The organism is Streptomyces sp. NPDC006197, from assembly GCF_040613865.1.
Taxonomy (GTDB): Bacteria; Actinomycetota; Actinomycetes; order Streptomycetales; family Streptomycetaceae; genus Streptomyces.
In genome coordinates this window covers 36927-53767 of sequence record NZ_JBEXSZ010000042.1, presented here as the reverse complement: position 1 = coordinate 53767, position 16841 = coordinate 36927, and the positions used below count along the sequence as shown (strand labels likewise).

Here is a 16841-nt window from a genome sequence, read left to right as displayed (position 1 = left end):
CGAGCCGGGCCTGCGCGCCGTCGTGCAGGTCGCGCTCGATGCGCCGCAGGTCGGCGGCGGCGGTGTCGACGACCACGCCCCGGTCCGACTCCAGCTCGGTGACGCGGGAGGCCAGCCGGGACGGGCCGAGGAGCCCGGAGACGAGGAGCCGGTCGACGGAGACGAGCCCGCGCAGCACCCACGGTCCGGCGAGGACGAACACGAGCCCGATCGCGCTGGTCACGGCCAGCTCGAAGGGCGTGTCGAGGTAGAAGGCGTGGTTCCGGTCGCCGTACAGCTGGATCCCGTCCTGTCCCACCCACAGGGGGAAGACCCACTGCCACAGCGGATACGTGAAGAGGCTCCAGCCCCAGCCCCACAGTGCCACCGTGACCGAGAAGGAGAACACCGCCCACGGCATGTGCAGGATCGCGTACAGCAGGTGCCGCCACGACGCGCCGCTCTTCAGCATGGCGCCCATCCAGGAGAACGCCCCGCCGGTCCGCCCGCGCACCGGCTCCGGCGCGGCCACGTCGAGGTCGAGCAGTCCTCGCGCCCGGGCCCGCTCGACCGCGCCGAAGCCCCGGCACATCGCGAGCGCCCCGGCCAGGACCGGCACGCCGAGGAAGGTGATGAGCAGCCCGGCGCCGGCCGAGACGAAGGCGATGGAGAGCGCGAACCAGCAGACGCTCAGCGGCAGGCCGATCAGCACGTACACGAAGGCGCGCCAGGTGCGGGCCTCGAACGGCGCGCGGATCGCGGCGGGGAGTCGGTGGGAGGCCATCGCGGTGTTCCTTCTCTGCTCGGAGACCCTGCTCGGAGGCTTTGCTGGGACGCCCTGCCCGGAGGTCGTGCCCGGAGGTCGTGCCCGGAGGTCCTTCTCGGAGGTCCTTATTCGGAGGGGCGGGCGGTACGTGTTCCAGGGTTCCGTCCCGCGCCCCGCCGGACCATGAGGCGGGTGGGCGTCTGCGGGCGGGGGTTTTCCCCACCCCCGCGTCACGCCCCCGGCCGGGAGCGCCACGGCAGCTCCGCCGTGACCGTCGTCGGACCCCCCTCCGGGGAGTCGAGGACGAGCACCCCGTCGACCGCGCCGAGCCGCTCCGCGAGCCCGGCGAGACCCGTACCGCCGTCGAGGCGCGCCCCGCCGGCCCCGTCGTCGCGCACCTGGAGCAGCAGCCGGTTCCCGGCCCGCCAGACGTCCACGGAGGCGGACCGGGCGCGCGCGTGCTTGGAAACGTTCTGGAGGAGCTCGGACACGGTGAAGTACGCGATGCCCTCGATCGCCTCGGCCGGCCGCTCGGCCAGGTCCACGTTCACCTTCACCGGCACCGTGCAGCGCGCGGAGACGGAGGAGAGGGCGGCGCCCAGTCCCCGGTCGGTGAGGACCGCCGGGTGGATGCCCCGGGCGAGGTCCCGCAGCTCCTGGAGGGCGAGCTTCACCTCGCCGTGCGCCTCGTCGACCATCGCCGCGGCGGCCTCCGGGTCCTCGATCAGCTTCTCCTTGGCGAGCCCCAGGCCCATCGCGAGCGCCACGAGCCGGGCCTGCGCGCCGTCGTGCAGGTCGCGCTCGATGCGCCGCAGGTCGGCGGCGGCGGTGTCGACGACCACGCCCCGGTCCGACTCCAGCTCGGCGATCCGCCGCTCCAGCTCGTCGGAGGGCGAGAGCAGCCCCCGGACCATGCCCCGGTCGGCGCCGGCCAGACCGCGGGCCAGGAAGGGCAGGACGGGCCAGAGGACGAAGAGCGAGACGAGCGCGACGGTGAACGTCACGATCCCCCAGGGCAGCCGGATCAGCCCGTACAGCTGGGTCCGCCAGGCCACCGGGTCCTTCAGCGAGGCCCACAGCCAGCCGAAGAAACCGCGGTGCCGCGGCGGCGGGGAGGGCTCGGCGACCTGCACCCCGAGCAGCGCGCGGGCCCGTGCCCGCTCCGACCGGCCGATGAGACGGGCGCCGCCGAGACCGAGGGCGAGCAGCGGCAGCCCGATCACGGTGACGGAGAGGCCCACGCCGACCGCGACGGTCACGACCGCATAGACGAAACCGGCCAGTGCCGTGAAGAGGTTGGAGAGGAGGAAGGCGATCTCCTTCCAGGTCTCCTTCCCGTAGGCGAGCCGCAGCGGCGGACGGGGGGCTTCGGCGGCCCCGGAGGGCTGGCCGGAGGACCGGGAGGTCTCGGCGGGATCAAGATCGGCGCTCATGGTCTCCAGACTGCCGGTCGGGGGCGGCGCGACGCCATGGGGGAGGTGGGTGAGCGGGAGGGGGGATATCCCCACCGGCGAGGGCATCGGGAAAGCCACCGGCGAAGCCATGCGCGAGGCGACCGCCCAGCTGCCGACGACCACCGGCGAAGCCACGCGCGAGGCGACCGCCCAGCCGCCGACGAGCACCGGCGAAGCCATGCGCGAGGTACCGGCGAAGCTACTGACGAGGCAACTACGGAGCTGCCCGCGAGGCAGCCGTGAAGGCACCCGCGCCTGCTTACGGTCCCTTTAGCAGGGCCTAGACTCGCGTCCGTACAGAAGTGACTCATGAGACACCGAGACCGAGGGGCGGACGTGCGGGAACCGACCGTTGTCGCGGCAGACGCGGCGGACTACTTCCAGACGTACTCCGTCGTCGGCGTGCTCGCCGTCGTCGGCGTGCTCTTCGTCGCCGTGGCCTTCTCGGCCAACCGGCTGCTCAGGCCCGTCGTGCCGACGCCCGAGAAACTCCTCACCTACGAGTGCGGTGTCGACCCCGTGGGGGAGGGCTGGGCCCACACCCAGGTCCGCTACTACGTGTACGCCTTCCTCTACGTCATCTTCGCCGTCGACTCGATCTTCCTCTTCCCCTGGGCGACGGTCTTCGCCGCGCCCGGATACGGCGCCACGACCCTGGTCGAGATGTTCGTCTTCCTCGGCTTCCTGGCCGTGGGGCTGCTCTACGCGTACAAGAAGGGCGTCCTGTCATGGACGTAACACCCCTGCCCGCTCCGAAGCTGGGGCCGCTCGCCCGTCTGGCCCCGGAGCCGATGAAGGTGGTCCTGAACTGGGGCCGCCGCTACAGCCTGTGGGTCTTCAACTTCGGCCTCGCCTGCTGCGCGATCGAGTTCATCGCCGCGTCCATGGCCCGGCACGACTTCATCCGGCTCGGCGTGATCCCCTTCGCGCCGGGCCCGCGCCAGGCCGACCTGATGATCGTCTCGGGCACGGTGACGGACAAGATGGCGCCGGCGGTGAAGCGTCTGTACGAGCAGATGCCGGAGCCGAAGTACGTCATCTCCTTCGGCGCCTGCTCGAACTGCGGCGGCCCGTACTGGGACTCGTACTCCGTCACCAAGGGCGTCGACCAGATCATCCCGGTGGACGTCTACGTGCCGGGCTGCCCGCCGCGCCCGGAAGCGCTGCTCCAGGGCATCCTCAAGCTCCAGGAGAAGATCGCCCGGGAGAGCCTGGCCGAGCGGTACGCGACCGCCGCCACGGTCTCCCAGCTGACGAGCCCCCTGGTCGAGCGCCCGGGAGGCACGGCATGACCGCCTACGACTCCCTCCCCGACGCCGTGACGGAGGTCTTCGGCGAGGAGGCGACGGCGGAGCAGGCGTACGACCTGCTGACCGTCGACGTCCCGCCGTCGGCCTGGCTCACGGCGCTCGAGACCGCCAGGGACGCCCTCGGCTGCACGTACTTCGACTGGCTGAGCGCCGTGGACGAGCCGGGCACCGGCTTCCGCGTCTGCGCGCACGTGGTGGCGCTGGGGGAGGGGGCCCCGAAGCGCCTCCTGCTGCGCACGACGGTCCCGCACGAGGCCCCCGCCCTCCCCACGGCGATCGGTGTGTACGCGGGCGCGGGCTGGCACGAGCGCGAGACGCACGAGATGTTCGGCGTGGCCTTCGAGGGCCACCCGCACCTCGTCCCCCTCCTGCTCCCCGAGAACTTCGAGGGCCACCCGCTCCGCAAGGACTTCGTCCTGGCGGCCCGGGTCGCCAAGGCGTGGCCGGGCGCGAAGGAGCCGGGCGAGTCGCACGACGGCGGCCCCAAGCGCCGCCAGATGCTTCCGCCGGGCGTTCCGGACCCCAACGAATGGGGCCCGCTCAAGGGCCAGCTCCCGCCGGCCCCCGCCCGCCCCGCCCGGGCGGCGGCCGGCGACCGCCCGGCCCGCCGGACCCGCACGGCCACGGAGGGCTCGGCGCCCCAGCCGGACCCGGCCGCTCCGGTACGCCGCTCCCGCTCGGCGTCGGAGGGCTCGGCGACCCAGGCGGACCCCGCTGCTCCCGTACGCCGCTCCCGCTCGGCGTCCGAAGGCTCCGCGAGCCAGACGGCTGCGGCCGCGGGGCAGGACGCGGCGCCGGACGCTCCGGCGGCCCGCCCGCCGCGCCGCTCCCGCTCCACGTCCGACGGCTCGGTCAGCCAGGCGACCCCGGAGCCGGGCGCGACCCCGGACCCGGGTACGTCCCCGGAGGCCCCGGCCCGCCCGCCGCGCCGGTCCCGCTCGGCTGCGGACGGCTCGGCGAGCCAGCAGGCCCCGGACGCGGCCGCGCCCCGAGCGGGGGCCGCCACTCCGCGTACCCGCAGCTCGGACGCCCCGTGGCACCACGCCCGCCCGGCCTTCGACGACGAGACGCCACCCCCGGCCACGCCTTCCGCAACGGAAACCCCGGCTCCGACGGCCACCCCGGCCCCCGAGCCGGAGGCTCCGGCCCCGGAAGGCACCCCGGCTTCCGCGCCCGAGCCTGAGGCTCCGGCCCCGGCGGCCACCCCGGCCCCCGAGCCGGACGCCCCCGTCCCCGCAGACCCCCGGGCCCCCCGGCCCGAGGACGCCCGTGCCGTCGGCGCGGGCGGAGACCGTACCCACGAGCCGCCCGCCGGGCGGGACCGTACCGACACCCCCAACGACCCCGCCGGAGGCGATCCCGCGTGAACGACGTACTCGACGTCGCCCTCCGGCTGATCGTCGTCTTCGTGTGCTTCCTCGTGCTGCCGCTCGTCGTCGGGCAGACCGAGCACAAGGTCATGGCCCACATGCAGGGCCGCCTCGGCCCCATGTACGCGGGCGGCTTCCACGGCTGGGCCCAGCTCGTCGCCGACGGCGTGAAGTTCGCGCAGAAGGAGGACGTGGTCCCGGAGAACGCGGACCGGCGGATCTTCCAGCTCGCGCCGGCCGTCGCCCTCCTCCCGTACCTCCTCGTCCTCCTCGCGATCCCGATCGGCCCGAGCGAGGGCGCGGTCGGCCAGGTCGTCGACGCGGGCGTCTTCTTCGTGCTCGCCGTCATGGGCGTCGGCGTCCTCGGCAGCCTGATGGCCGGCTGGGCCTCGGCGAACAAGTTCTCGCTGCTCGGCGGCCTCCGCACGGCCGCCCAGCTCCTCGCGTACGAACTGCCGATGCTGCTCGCCGCCGCGTCCGTCGCGATGGCCGCCGGCACCGTCTCGCTCCCGGGCATCCTGAACGGCTTCGAGTGGTGGTGGGTGCCCTGGCAGATCGTCGGCGCGCTGGTGTTCTTCACCGCCGGGCTCGCCGAGCTGCAGCGCCCGCCGTTCGACATGCCCGTCGCCGACTCGGAGATCATCTTCGGCGCGTACACCGAGTACACCGGTCTCCGCTTCGCGCTCTTCCTGCTCGCCGAGTACGCGGGCATCGTCGTCCTCTGCGGTCTCACCACCGTCCTCTTCCTCGGCGGCTGGCACGGCCCCTTCGGCGGCGACGGCCTCGGCTGGCTCTGGACCCTCCTCAAGACGGCCGTGCTCGCGTTCGTCGTGATCTGGCTGCGCGTGTCCTACCCGCGGCTCCGCGAGGACCAGCTGCAGAAGCTGGCCTGGACGACGCTCGTCCCGCTCGCCCTGGCGCAGATCGCGCTCACCGGCATCGTGAAGGTGGCGATCCAGTAACCATGCCTCCCATCCCCGGCTCCGGCCTCGCCAAGGGGCTCGCCGTCACGCTCCGCACGATGACGCGCAAGAACGTCACCGCGCAGTACCCGGACGTGCAGCCCGAGCTGCCGCCCCGCACCCGCGGGGTCATCGGCCTGTTCGAGGAGAACTGCACGGTCTGCATGCTCTGCGCCCGTGAGTGCCCCGACTGGTGCATCTACATCGACTCCCACAAGGAGACGGTGCCGCCCGCCGCCCCCGGCGGCCGCGAGCGCAGCCGCAACGTCCTCGACCGCTTCGCCATCGACTTCTCGCTCTGCATGTACTGCGGGATCTGCATCGAGGTCTGCCCCTTCGACGCGCTGTTCTGGTCGCCCGAGTTCGAGTACGCGGAGACCGACATCCACGAGCTCACCCACGAGCGCGACAAGCTCCGCGAGTGGATGTGGACGGTCCCCGAGCCGCCCGCGCTCGACCCGCGCGCGGAGGAGCCGAAGGAGATCGCCGCGGCCCGCAAGGCGGCGGAGAAGGCGGCCGCCCAGGCGGCGGCGGCCACGGAGGACCAGCAGTGACCCTCACCGCAACAGCCCAGGCCGCGGCCGGGGCCCACGGCTTCCTCTCGCCCACCGGCGTCGAGATCGCCTTCGTCCTCGTCGGCCTCGCCACCCTCGGCGCCGCCCTCGTCACCGTCACCACCCGCCAGCTGGTGCACGCCGCCCTCTGGCTGGTCGTGGCGCTCGGCGGGCTGGCCGTCGAGTACCTGCTCCTGACCGCCGAGTTCATCGCCTGGGTCCAGGTCCTGATCTACGTCGGCTCCGTCGTCGTCCTCCTCCTCTTCGGTCTCATGCTCACCAAGGCCCCCATCGGCCGCTCCCCGGACGCCGACTCCGGCAACCGGCCGGTCGCCCTCGCCGTCGCCCTGGCCGCCGCGGCCGCCCTCGTCTGGGTCGTCGTCGACGCGTTCCGCACGACCTGGATCGATCTGGACGGGCCCGCCCAGGGCTCCACGGACGTGACCGGCGAGATCCTCTTCCGGCACTGGGTGCTGCCCTTCGAGGCGCTGTCCGTGCTGCTCCTCGCCGCCCTGGTCGGCGCCATCGTCCTCTCCCGGAAGAAGAAGGAGGACGAGCGCTGATGCACCTCGCCTACCCGGCCGTCCTCGCCGCCCTCCTCTTCGCCGTCGGCCTCTACGGCGTCCTCGCCCGCCGCAACGCGATCCTGGTCCTGATGTCCGTCGAGCTGATGCTCAACGCCGTCAACCTCAACCTGGTCGCCTTCGACGTCTGGCTCCGTGACACCCTCCACGCCGGCCAGGCCCTCACCCTCTTCACCATCGCCGTCGCCGCCGCGGAGATCGGCATCGGACTCGCCATCGTCCTGATGGTCCACCGCAACCGCGGCACCTCGGACGTCGACCGCCTGCGCGACACCAAGGAACGGCCGTCGGCCGAAGAACAGCCGTCCGCCGAGGAGAAGGCCGAGGCCGCCGCGTGACCACGACCACCCTCGCCGTCCTCGTCCCCCTCCTCCCCTTCCTCGGCTCCGCCGCCGGACTCCTGCTCGGCAGGACCGCGCCCGGCTTCGTCCGCCCGCTGGCCGTGCTGCCGACGCTCGCCGCCGCCGTCCTGGCCGTCCTGGTAGCCGCCCGCCAGGGCGGGGACCAGGCGATCAACGCGGCCACTCAGCTCACGCCAACAGGCTCCGTCCCTATCGATCTGAGCCTTCACATCGACGGCTTCGCCGCGCTCGTCGCCGTCCTCGTCGGTGTCGTCGCCACCTGCGTGCAGATCTACTCGACCGGCTACCTCCGCGAGGACCCGCGCTACCCCTCGTACGCCGCGCTCGTCTCCCTCTTCACCTCCGCGATGCTGCTCGTCGTCTACTCCGGCGACCTGATGGTGCTCCTGGTCGGCTGGGAGGTCATGGGCATCTGCTCGTACTTCCTCGTCGGCCACTACTGGGAGACCCCCGAGGCCCGGTCCGCCTCCCTGAAGGCCTTCCTCGTCACCAAGCTCGGTGACGTCCCCTTCCTCATCGGTCTCTTCGCCCTCGCCGCCGACGCGGGCACGTTCCGGATCACGGGCGTCCTCGGCGCCGTCGCGAGCGGCGGCCTCGACCACCCCACCCTGATCGCGCTGCTGCTGCTCGCCGGCGTCGCGGGCAAGTCCGCGCAGTTCCCGCTCCACACCTGGCTCCCGGACGCCATGGCCGGCCCCACCCCCGTCTCCGCGCTCATCCACGCGGCGACGATGGTCGCCGCCGGCATCTACTTCACGGCCCGTCTCCTCCCGGTCTTCGCCGCCTCCGCCGCCGCGATGACCGTCCTCGCCGTGATGGCCGCGATCACCATGGTCGGCTCGGCGCTCGCCGCGCTCGCCCAGGACGACATCAAGCGGGTCCTCGCCTACTCGACGATCGGACAGCTCGGCTACATGGCCGGGGCCCTCGCCGTCGGCGACCGCGGGGCCGCCGTCTTCCACCTCCTCTCGCACGCCGCGTTCAAGGCGCTGCTGTTCCTCGCCGCCGGCGCGGTCATCCACGCCGCCGGCACGAACTCGCTCACCGCCATGTCCCGCATGAGCGGGCTCGCCAAGCGCATCCCCGACGCGTACTGGACGATGACCGTCGCCCTCCTCGCGCTCGCCGCGATCCCGCCCTTCGCCGGCTTCTTCTCCAAGGAAGCCGTCCTCGTGGCCGCCGAGCACACCGCCCTCGGCGAGCGTGACGTCGCCCCCGCCGGGGCCGGCTGGACCGTCCTCGTCGCGGGCCTGCTGACCGCCCTGCTCACCGCCGCCTACGCGCTCCGCCTCTGGCTGCGGACCTTCCGCGGCCGCGGCCCCGAGGCGCCCGATCACGGGCGCCAGCCGATCGCGATGACCAGCGTCCTGTGGGTCCTCGCGATCCCCTCCCTGGGCTTCGGCCTGACCGTCACGTACCTCGACGACTGGTTCGACGGGCACCCCCTCACCCCGACCCTGACCACGGCCGTCCTCGGCACGGGCCTCGCCGCCGCCGGAGCCGTGATCACCTACGCGGTCTGGCGCACCCTCGCGGCCCGCACCCCCGCCCCGGTCCCCGTGCCGCACGTCGCCCACCCCGACGCGGAGGCGGGCCGGGTCGAGGCCGAGGCGCTGCACCTGCCGCACCCCGCCGAGGACCCGGCCGACCCCGGCCGCGCCCTCCTGGGGCCGCTGCACGGACCGGCCGCCGTCGGCTTCCACCTGGACGCCGTCTACCGGACCGCCTTCGTCCGCCCCGTACTCGCCGCCGCCTCCCTGGTCCGCTTCCTGGACCGCGAGGTCGTCGACACCTACGTACGAGCCGCGGGGAACGGCGCGAAGGGCCTCGGATGGCTCGTCCGCCGCGCCCAGACCGGCAACGTCCAGACCTACCTGAGCGCCCTGCTCGCCGGCTCCGTCGTCCTGGCGATCGTCGCCGTCGCCCTCGCCAACGCCGTCGCCGGAGCGTGAGCCGTGATCGATATCAGCGAATCCGTGATGCAGTTCCTTCTCGCGTTGATCGTCGTCGGCCCGCTGGCCGGCGCCGCCGCCGCTCTCCTCCCGGCCCCGCCCGGGCTGAAGGGGAAGTCACCCGACCAGGCCGTGCTCCGCCACGGCGTCACCGTCACCGGCGTCGTCCTGCTGGCCGCACTCGTCCTCGCGCTCGGCTTCGACCACGACCACCCGTCGAAGATGCAGGCCACGACGGACATCAGCTGGATCAGGGCACTCGACGTGCGCATCCACCTCGGTGTCGACGGCATTTCCCTCCCCCTCCTGGTCCTGACCGCGCTGCTGACCTTCCTCTGCGCGCTGTACAGCTACTTCAAGATGCCGTCGGGCCCGTCCCCGAAGGCCTTCGTCGCGCTCCTGCTCGTCCTGGAGTCCGGCACCCTCGCCACCTTCGCCGTCCTCGACCTCGTCCTGTTCTTCCTGGCCTTCGAGATGGTCCTCATCCCGATGTACTTCCTCATCGCCCGCTGGGGCGGCGAGGGCAGGCAGGCCGCCGCCTGGAAGTTCATCCTCTACACGCTGCTCGGCTCCGTCGTCATGCTGCTCGGCCTGCTCCTCATCGGCGTGAAGGCGGGCACGTTCGACATGGTGGCACTCGCCACTGACAACGGCCGCGGACTGACCACATCGGTGCAGGTCATCGCCGTTCTCGCGATCGGCCTCGGGCTCGCCGTGAAGACCCCGATGTGGCCGCTGCACAGCTGGCTCCCGGACGCCCACACCGCCGCCCCGACCGTCGGCTCCGTCCTCCTCGCCGGCGTCCTGCTCAAGATGGGCACGTACGGCTTCGTCCGGATCGTCCTGCCGATCACCCCCGACGGCATGCGGACCTTCGCCCCGTACCTCGCCGCCTTCGCCGTCGCCGGGATCATCTACGGATCGCTCGCCTGCCTCGCCCTCGCGAAGCCCGGCAACAAGGGCGACCTCAAGCGCCTCATCGCGTACTCCTCCGTCGGCCACATGGGCTTCGTGCTCCTCGGCATCGCCACCATGACCCCCACCGGCGTCAACGGCGCACTCTTCGCCAACATCGCCCACGGCCTCATCACCGGCCTGCTCTTCTTCCTGGTCGGCGCCGTCAAGGACCGGTACGGCACCGCCGACCTCGACACCCTCGCCGGCGCCACCGGCGCCGCCCTCTACGGCCGTGCCCCCCGCCTCGGCGCCCTCCTCGCCTTCGCCGCCGTCGCCTCCCTCGGACTGCCCGGCCTCGCCGGCTTCTGGGGCGAGATGCTCGCCCTCTTCGGCGCCTTCGACCCGGCCGCCGGGCTCAGCCGCCCCGCCTTCCTCACCTTCATGGCGATCGGCGCCTTCGGCACCCTCCTCACCGCCGCCTACCTCCTCGTCGTCGTCCGCCGCGTCTGCATGGGCGGCCCCCGACCCGCCGGGGAGACGGCGATCACCGACGTCCAGGGGTACGAGTTCGCCGCCTGGACCCCGCTCGTCGCCCTCACCGTCCTCGCCGGACTCTGGCCCGCCGTCCTCCTCGGCCTCACCGACCCGGCCGTCCAGCAGCTCCTCGCGGGAGGCACCCGATGACGTCCCTCGTCCAGTCCGTCGACTGGCTCACGATCGCGCCCCCGACCCTCACCGCCGTGGTCGCGCTCCTCGTCCTCGTCGCCGACCTCTTCGTCCCCCAGGAGCGCAAGCAGCTCCTCGGCTGGACCGCGATCGGCGGCCTCACCGCCTCCCTCGCCCTCCTCCTGCCGCTGCGCTCCGGCGACCGAGAGACCTTCTGCCTCACCGCCGACACCCGCACCGAGGCGTGCAGCTACACCGCCGACCACTTCACCCTCGTCATCCAGCTGCTCGTCCTCGCCGGCGCGCTGCTCACCGCGCTCCTCTCCCTGGACGCGACCCGCGAGAGGCTCCCGGCCGGCGAGTACTGGTTCCTGCTGCTCTCCTCCGCCGCCGGCGCCGCCCTGCTGCCCGCCTCCCGCGACCTCGCCACGCTCGTCGTCGCCCTCGAAGTCGCCTCGCTGCCCGCGTTCGCGCTCGTCGGCCTCAAGCGCGGCGACCGCATGTCCGGCGAGGCCGCGCTCAAGTTCTTCCTCTCCTCCGTCACCGCGACCGCCGTCACCCTCCTCGGCGTCAGCTTCGTGTACGCGGCGACCGGCACCCTCCACCTCACGGAGGTCGCCCAGCGCCTCGACGACGTCCCCGGACAGCTCCAGACCCTCGCCGAGGCCGGCGTCGCCCTCACCCTCGTCGGCTTCGCCTTCAAGACGGCCGCCGTCCCCTTCCACTTCTGGGTGCCCGACACCTACGTCGGCGCCCCGCTGCCCGTCGCCGCCTACCTCTCCGTTGTCGGCAAGGCCGTCGGCTTCACCGGCCTGATCCTGGTGACCGTCGTCGCCTTCCCGTCGTACGCGGACGTGTGGGGCCCGGCGCTCGCCGTCCTCGCCGCGCTCACCATGACCGCCGGCAACGTCGCCGCCCTCCGCCAGGTCTCCACGCGCGCGTGGAGCGCGGTACGGCTCCTCGCCTGGTCCTCCGTCGCCCAGGCCGGCTACCTCCTGGTGCCGATCGCGGCCGCCGCGTACTCCGGCGACGACCAGATCGGCGCCACCGTCGCGTACGCCCTGATGTACGCCGTCGTGAACCTCGGCGCCTTCGCGGTCGTCGCGGTCGTCGCCCGCGCCCACCCCGGGAACCGGATCGCGGACTACCGGGGCCTGTACGCCGCCAGCCCCGCCTCCGCTCTCGTGCTCGGGTTCTTCCTCCTGAATCTGGCCGGTTTGCCCCCGGGTATCATCGGCCTCTTCGCCAAGGTGACCGTCTTCTCGGCGGCCGTCGACGCGGGCCTCGGGTGGCTGGCCGTGATCATGGGCGTCAACGTCGTGATCGCGCTCTACTACTACCTGCGCTGGACGGCCCTGCTCTTCCGCGCGCCGGAGGGCGCGCCGGAGGGAACGCCCGCCCCGCACAAGGCCACCGCGCCGGTCACCCTGGCGATCGTGCTGACCGCCGCCGCCGGGGCCGTGCTGTCGGGCTACCCGCAGTTCGCCCTCCGCTTCGCGGCGACGACCTTGTTCTGACCCCCACACCCGGAAACACCGAGGAGCGACCACCCGTGCTGAACGGATTCAAGGACTTCATACTTCGCGGGAACGTCGTCTCCATGGCCATCGGCCTGGCCGTCGGCTCGGCGTTCACGGCGGTCGTCACCGGCTTCAGCAAGGCGTTCATCACCCCGCTCATCGGTCTGGCGACCGGCTCGGTCGGCGACTTCAGCGAGGCCAAGTTCACCATCGGCAAGACCGACTTCCCCTACGGTCTGGCGATCGCCGCCGCCATAGCGTTCGTCATCACCGCCGCGGTCCTCTACTTCCTCATCGTCGTCCCCATGACGAAGATCCAGGAGAGGTTCGCCAAGGAGGAGGCGAAGGACCCCAAGGCGGAGAAGCGCGACTGCCCCCGCTGCTTCACCGAGATCCCGGCCATCGCCTCCCGCTGCGCCCACTGCACCAGCGAGGTCGAGCCCACCGCCCTCGGCCTGGGGAGCCTGGAGAAGTTCCCCGCCGCCCGCTAGCGGGCGGCGGCTCACCCGCACGGCCCACACGGCGCCCCGTGCGAGCCGGGGAACCCGAGCCTCTCGCCTGGCGTTGACCCGTACGGGAGGGTCCACTGGACGAGTAGACCACCGCGAGGAAAAGGGTTCCCCTGCCGCACCACCTGGAGGGCGTACCGTGCACCGCCGGCACAACGGGCTGAGGACCGCCGTCCTCCTCGGAGGGCTCTCGGCCCTCATCATCGTCATCGGCAGCTTCTTCGGACGTACGGGGCTGATCGTCGCGCTGCTCGTGGCGCTCGGCACCAACGCGTACGCGTACTGGAACAGCGACAAGCTGGCGCTGCGGGCCATGCGCGCCCGCCCGGTGAGCGAGTTCGAGGCCCCCGCGCTCTACCGGATGGTGCGCGAGCTCTCCACGCAGGCGCGCCAGCCCATGCCCCGGCTCTACATCTCGCCCACCCAGGCGCCCAACGCCTTCGCGACCGGCCGCAACCCGCGCAACGCCGCCGTCTGCTGCACCGAGGGCATCCTCGCCATCCTCGACGAACGCGAGCTCCGCGGGGTCATCGGACACGAGCTGAGCCACGTCTACAACCGGGACATCCTCATCTCCTCGGTCGCCGGAGCGCTCGCCTCCGTGATCATGTTCCTGGTCAACTTCGCCTGGCTGATCCCGGTCGGCCGCTCCAACGACGACGACGGTCCGGGGCTGCTCGGCATGCTCCTGATCATGCTCCTCGGCCCGATCGCCGCCTCGGTCATCCAGCTCGCCATCTCCCGCTCCCGCGAGTACGAGGCCGACGCCTCCGGCGCCCAGCTCACCGGGGACCCGCTGGCCCTGGCCAGCGCCCTGCGGAAGCTGGAGGCCGGCACCAAGCAGCTGCCGCTGCCGCCCGAGCCGAAGATCGAGACCGCGAGTCATATGATGATCGCGAACCCCTTCCGGCCCGGGCAGGGCCTCTCCAAGATGTTCTCCACCCATCCGCCGATGGCCGAGCGCATCGCCCGGCTCGAACAGATGGCAGGTCGACGCCCGTGAAGACGATCCTCAACGTCATATGGCTGGTCCTGTGCGGGTTCTGGATGTTCCTGGGCTACGTGCTCGCGGGCGTCCTGCTCTGCATCACGATCATCGGCATCCCCTTCGGACTCGCCGCCTTCCGTATCGGCCTCTACGCGCTCTGGCCCTTCGGCCAGACAGTCGTCGACCGCCGCGACGCGGGCGCGCCGTCCTGCGTCGGCAACGTGCTGTGGCTGGTCCTCGCGGGGTGGTGGCTCGCGCTCGGCCACATCACGACCGGGATCGCGCTGTGCATCACGATCATCGGCATCCCGCTGGGCCTCGCGAACTTCAAGATGATTCCGGTGTCGCTGCTGCCGCTGGGCAAGGAGATCGTCCCGACGGACCAGCCGTACGGCTACGCAGGCCGCTGACGCGCCGCGCGGGCGCGTGCCCGCCGGGCGGTGCCCCGCCCGTGTGGGCAGGTCCCGCCCAGCGGAACGATCGCCCCGACGGGGCCCGGCAGGCTCACGCCCGTGGTGGCACCGCTCGCCCCCGGCTCACCGCCCAGGCCACCACCCCCGCCGCCACGACGCCCGAGCCCGCCAGGACGGAGCCGAGGGGGAGGGCGAAGGCGAGGGCGGCGCAGCCGGCGAGGCCGAGGGCGGCCAGGTGGCGGGCGCGGCCGCCGAGGGTCCAGGCGGAGGCGTTCGCGATCCCGTAGTAGACGAGGACGCCGAACGACGAGAAGCCGATCGCGCCCCGCACGTCCACCGTCGCCGCCACCACGGCCACCACCGCGCCCACCGCGAGCTCCGCCCGGTGCGGGACCCGGTAGCGGGGGTGCACGGCCGCGAGGGCCGTCGGCAGGTACGCGTCGCGGGCCATCGCCAGGGTCGTACGGGACACCCCGAGGATCAGGGAGAGCAGCGAGCCCAGGGCGGCGACCGCCGCGCCGGCGGTGACCAGCGGCACCAGCCAGGCGGCGTCCGCGGCGCGGGCCGCGTCGGCGAGGGGCGCGGGGGAGACGGCGAGGGCGGAGGGGCCGAGGGCGGTGAGCACGCCGACGGCGACGAGCGCGTAGACGGCGAGCGCGATGCCGAGGGCGAGCGGCACGGCCCGGGGGATGGTGCGGGCCGGGTCGCGGACCTCTTCGCCGAGCGTGGCGATCCGCGCGTACCCCGCGAACGCGAAGAAGAGCAAACCTGCGGCCTGGAGAACCCCGCCCGTCGTGAACTCCCCGCCGAGCGCCGGGAGCCCCTCCCCGCCGGCCCCGAAGGTCACGGTGACCACGCAGGCGAGGACGGCGAGGACCACCGCCACGATCACCCGCGTGAGGAGCGCCGACTTCTGAACTCCCCCGTAGTTGACGGCGGTCAGGGCCACGACGGCGGCGACGGCCACCGCGTGCGCCTGCTCCGGCCACACGTACGCCCCGACCGTGAGTGCCATGGCCGCGCACGAGGCGGTCTTGCCGGCGACGAACGCCCAGCCGGCGAGGTATCCCCAGAACGAGCCGAGGCGTTCGCGACCGTACACGTACGTGCCGCCGGAGGCCGGGTGGCGGGCGGCGAGCCGCGCCGAGGCCATGGCGTTGCAGTACGCGACGACGGCGGCGAGCCCGAGCGCCCAGAGCAGCCCGGCTCCGGAGCCGGCCGCGTCCGCGGCGGGCCCGAGCGCGACGAAGATCCCCGCCCCGATCATCGAGCCGAGGCCGATCACGACCGCGTCGAAGAGGCCCAGGGAGCGGCGCAGTTCCGGTGTCATGCTCCGCACATTAAACGCTGAGCCCGGTCTCCCTGAGCGTGATGTTCAGCCGCCCCACCAGGCCGAGCGCCGGCTCGGCCGTCCCCGGGAACACCTTGGGGACCCCGTGGTGAACCCAGCGCGAAGCCCCGCCGAAGACGAAGAGGTCGCCGGAGACCAGGTCGACGTCCTGGTACGGCCGGCCGCGGTTCTCCTCGTTCCCGAAGCGGAACACGCACCGGTCCCCGAGGCTCAGCGACACCACCGGCGCGGAGGAGCGCTCCTCCCGGTCCTGGTGCATGCCCATGCGCGCGCCCGGCGCGTAGAAGTTCACGAGCGCGGTGTCGGGGGTGAAGCCGCCGTGCTCGCCGTACGCCTCGACGAGCGCCTCCCGGCCCAGCTCGACCAGCCAGTCGGGCAGTTCGACCCCGACCGCGTCGAGGTAGCGGTACGGCACCCACTGCCGGCCCAGGGCCAGCGAGCGCACCGACATGACGCCGCCGCCGGGCAGCACGGTGTGCCGGTACGGGAAGGGTCCGCGTCCCCATTCCCGGCAGGCGTCCACCAGCTCCCGCTGGCGCGCGAACGGTAGCCACGCGGGCACGTGCACCGCCCCGGGCGCCACGGTGGCCCGCTCGCGGGGGAAGAGCCCCTCGCTCACACGAGGGCGCCTTCGAGGGGGCTTTCGAGAGTGCCTTCGAGGGCGCCTTCGAGCCCGAGGAGCCGCTCTTTCCGCTCGAGCCCGGCGGCGTACCCGCGCAGGCTCCCGTCGGCGCCGATCACCCGGTGGCAGGGCCGCACCACGAGCAGCGGATTGCGGCCGATCGCGGTGCCCACGGCCCGTACCCCGGCGCCGGGCGAACCGACCCGTCGGGCGATCTCCCCGTACGAGACGGTGGTCCCGTACGGGATCTCCTCCAGGGCCCGCCAGACGCGCCGCTGGAACTCGGTCCCGGCGTCGTCGGCGAGCGGCAGGTCGAACCGGTCGCGGCGGCCGGCGAAGTACTCGCCCAGCTGCCCAGCGACGTCGGTGAACGCCTCGGGCGCCGGGGTCCAGCCCGCCTCGACCTCCACGGCGCCCTTCTGCCCCGGCAGGGACAGCGAGCGCAGCACGGCTCGGCCCCCTTCGGCGAGCTGCCCGACGAGGAGCATCTCGCCCAGGGGGCCGTCGACGTACGCGTACACGGTCATGACTGGTTCCTCTCCCCGTACGGGTCTTCCGGAGACCCAGTGTGCGGGGGCCGCC

18 protein-coding genes are annotated in these 16841 nt (G+C 73.1%); 13 read left to right on the top strand and 5 right to left on the bottom strand.

The window, feature by feature from the left end:
- Positions 1-763, bottom strand: a 763-nt coding sequence (locus tag ABZ318_RS15965) for a sensor domain-containing protein (RefSeq protein WP_356903050.1), incomplete at its 3' end; no start/stop codon positions are given.
- 212 nt (positions 764-975) lie between these two features.
- Complete coding sequence (locus ABZ318_RS15960) at positions 976-2178, bottom strand: sensor domain-containing protein (protein WP_356903049.1); 1203 nt, start codon at positions 2176-2178, stop codon at positions 976-978.
- 330 nt (positions 2179-2508) lie between these two features.
- Here ABZ318_RS15960 and ABZ318_RS15955 point away from each other — a divergent pair, with 330 nt between their 5' ends.
- The 13 genes from ABZ318_RS15955 (at position 2509) to ABZ318_RS15895 (ending at position 14283) form a co-directional block, all read left to right on the top strand.
- Positions 2509-2937, top strand: a complete 429-nt coding sequence (locus ABZ318_RS15955) for an NADH-quinone oxidoreductase subunit A (protein WP_078953795.1) — start codon at positions 2509-2511, stop codon at positions 2935-2937.
- Positions 2928-3491 (top strand): NADH-quinone oxidoreductase subunit B, encoded by a 564-nt coding sequence (locus ABZ318_RS15950; RefSeq protein ID WP_190157505.1) that lies wholly within the window; start codon positions 2928-2930, stop codon positions 3489-3491. The genes ABZ318_RS15955 and ABZ318_RS15950 overlap by 10 nt, the downstream gene beginning before the upstream one ends.
- A complete protein-coding gene (locus ABZ318_RS15945) occupies positions 3488-4876 on the top strand; it encodes an NADH-quinone oxidoreductase subunit C (RefSeq protein ID WP_356903048.1) in 1389 nt (462 codons plus the stop codon). The genes ABZ318_RS15950 and ABZ318_RS15945 overlap by 4 nt, the downstream gene beginning before the upstream one ends.
- Entirely contained in the window at positions 4873-5841 is a 969-nt protein-coding gene (locus tag ABZ318_RS15940; protein ID WP_356903047.1) for a complex I subunit 1 family protein, read from the top strand. The genes ABZ318_RS15945 and ABZ318_RS15940 overlap by 4 nt, the downstream gene beginning before the upstream one ends.
- A gap of 2 nt (positions 5842-5843) precedes the next feature.
- On the top strand, positions 5844-6395 hold the full coding sequence (locus ABZ318_RS15935) for an NADH-quinone oxidoreductase subunit I (protein WP_356903046.1): 552 nt from the start codon (positions 5844-5846) through the stop codon (positions 6393-6395).
- On the top strand, positions 6392-6958 hold the full coding sequence (locus tag ABZ318_RS15930; protein ID WP_356903045.1) for an NADH-quinone oxidoreductase subunit J: 567 nt from the start codon (positions 6392-6394) through the stop codon (positions 6956-6958). The genes ABZ318_RS15935 and ABZ318_RS15930 overlap by 4 nt, the downstream gene beginning before the upstream one ends.
- Entirely contained in the window at positions 6958-7317 is a 360-nt protein-coding gene (nuoK, locus tag ABZ318_RS15925; protein ID WP_356903044.1) for an NADH-quinone oxidoreductase subunit NuoK, read from the top strand. The genes ABZ318_RS15930 and nuoK overlap by 1 nt, the downstream gene beginning before the upstream one ends.
- Positions 7314-9293, top strand: a complete 1980-nt coding sequence (locus ABZ318_RS15920) for an NADH-quinone oxidoreductase subunit L (RefSeq protein ID WP_356903043.1) — start codon at positions 7314-7316, stop codon at positions 9291-9293. Before nuoK ends, ABZ318_RS15920 begins: the two co-directional genes overlap by 4 nt.
- Positions 9294-9320: 27 nt before the next feature.
- The gene (locus ABZ318_RS15915; protein ID WP_356903051.1) at positions 9321-10874 is read left to right on the top strand and encodes an NADH-quinone oxidoreductase subunit M; all 1554 of its coding nucleotides are present in this window, start codon (positions 9321-9323) and stop codon (positions 10872-10874) included.
- Positions 10871-12373 (top strand): NADH-quinone oxidoreductase subunit N, encoded by a 1503-nt coding sequence (locus ABZ318_RS15910; RefSeq protein WP_356903042.1) that lies wholly within the window; start codon positions 10871-10873, stop codon positions 12371-12373. The genes ABZ318_RS15915 and ABZ318_RS15910 overlap by 4 nt, the downstream gene beginning before the upstream one ends.
- Positions 12374-12408: 35 nt before the next feature.
- Positions 12409-12867, top strand: a complete 459-nt coding sequence (mscL, locus tag ABZ318_RS15905) for a large conductance mechanosensitive channel protein MscL (protein ID WP_356903041.1) — start codon at positions 12409-12411, stop codon at positions 12865-12867.
- A 157-nt stretch (positions 12868-13024) separates the two neighbouring features.
- Entirely contained in the window at positions 13025-13888 is an 864-nt protein-coding gene (gene htpX, locus ABZ318_RS15900) for a zinc metalloprotease HtpX (protein ID WP_356903040.1), read from the top strand.
- A complete protein-coding gene (locus ABZ318_RS15895; RefSeq protein WP_356903039.1) occupies positions 13885-14283 on the top strand; it encodes a YccF domain-containing protein in 399 nt (132 codons plus the stop codon). Before htpX ends, ABZ318_RS15895 begins: the two co-directional genes overlap by 4 nt.
- Positions 14284-14377: 94 nt before the next feature.
- Here the strand turns inward: ABZ318_RS15895 and ABZ318_RS15890 are convergent, their stop codons facing one another.
- The 3 genes from ABZ318_RS15890 to ABZ318_RS15880 are packed head-to-tail and all read right to left on the bottom strand — an operon-like array spanning position 14378 to position 16786.
- Complete coding sequence (locus ABZ318_RS15890) at positions 14378-15616, bottom strand: APC family permease (protein ID WP_356903038.1); 1239 nt, start codon at positions 15614-15616, stop codon at positions 14378-14380.
- A 10-nt stretch (positions 15617-15626) separates the two neighbouring features.
- Positions 15627-16256, bottom strand: a complete 630-nt coding sequence (locus ABZ318_RS15885) for an alpha-ketoglutarate-dependent dioxygenase AlkB (RefSeq protein ID WP_356903037.1) — start codon at positions 16254-16256, stop codon at positions 15627-15629.
- Entirely contained in the window at positions 16253-16786 is a 534-nt protein-coding gene (locus tag ABZ318_RS15880; protein WP_356903036.1) for a methylated-DNA--[protein]-cysteine S-methyltransferase, read from the bottom strand. Before ABZ318_RS15880 ends, ABZ318_RS15885 begins: the two co-directional genes overlap by 4 nt.
- Positions 16787-16841 lie beyond the last annotated feature (55 nt).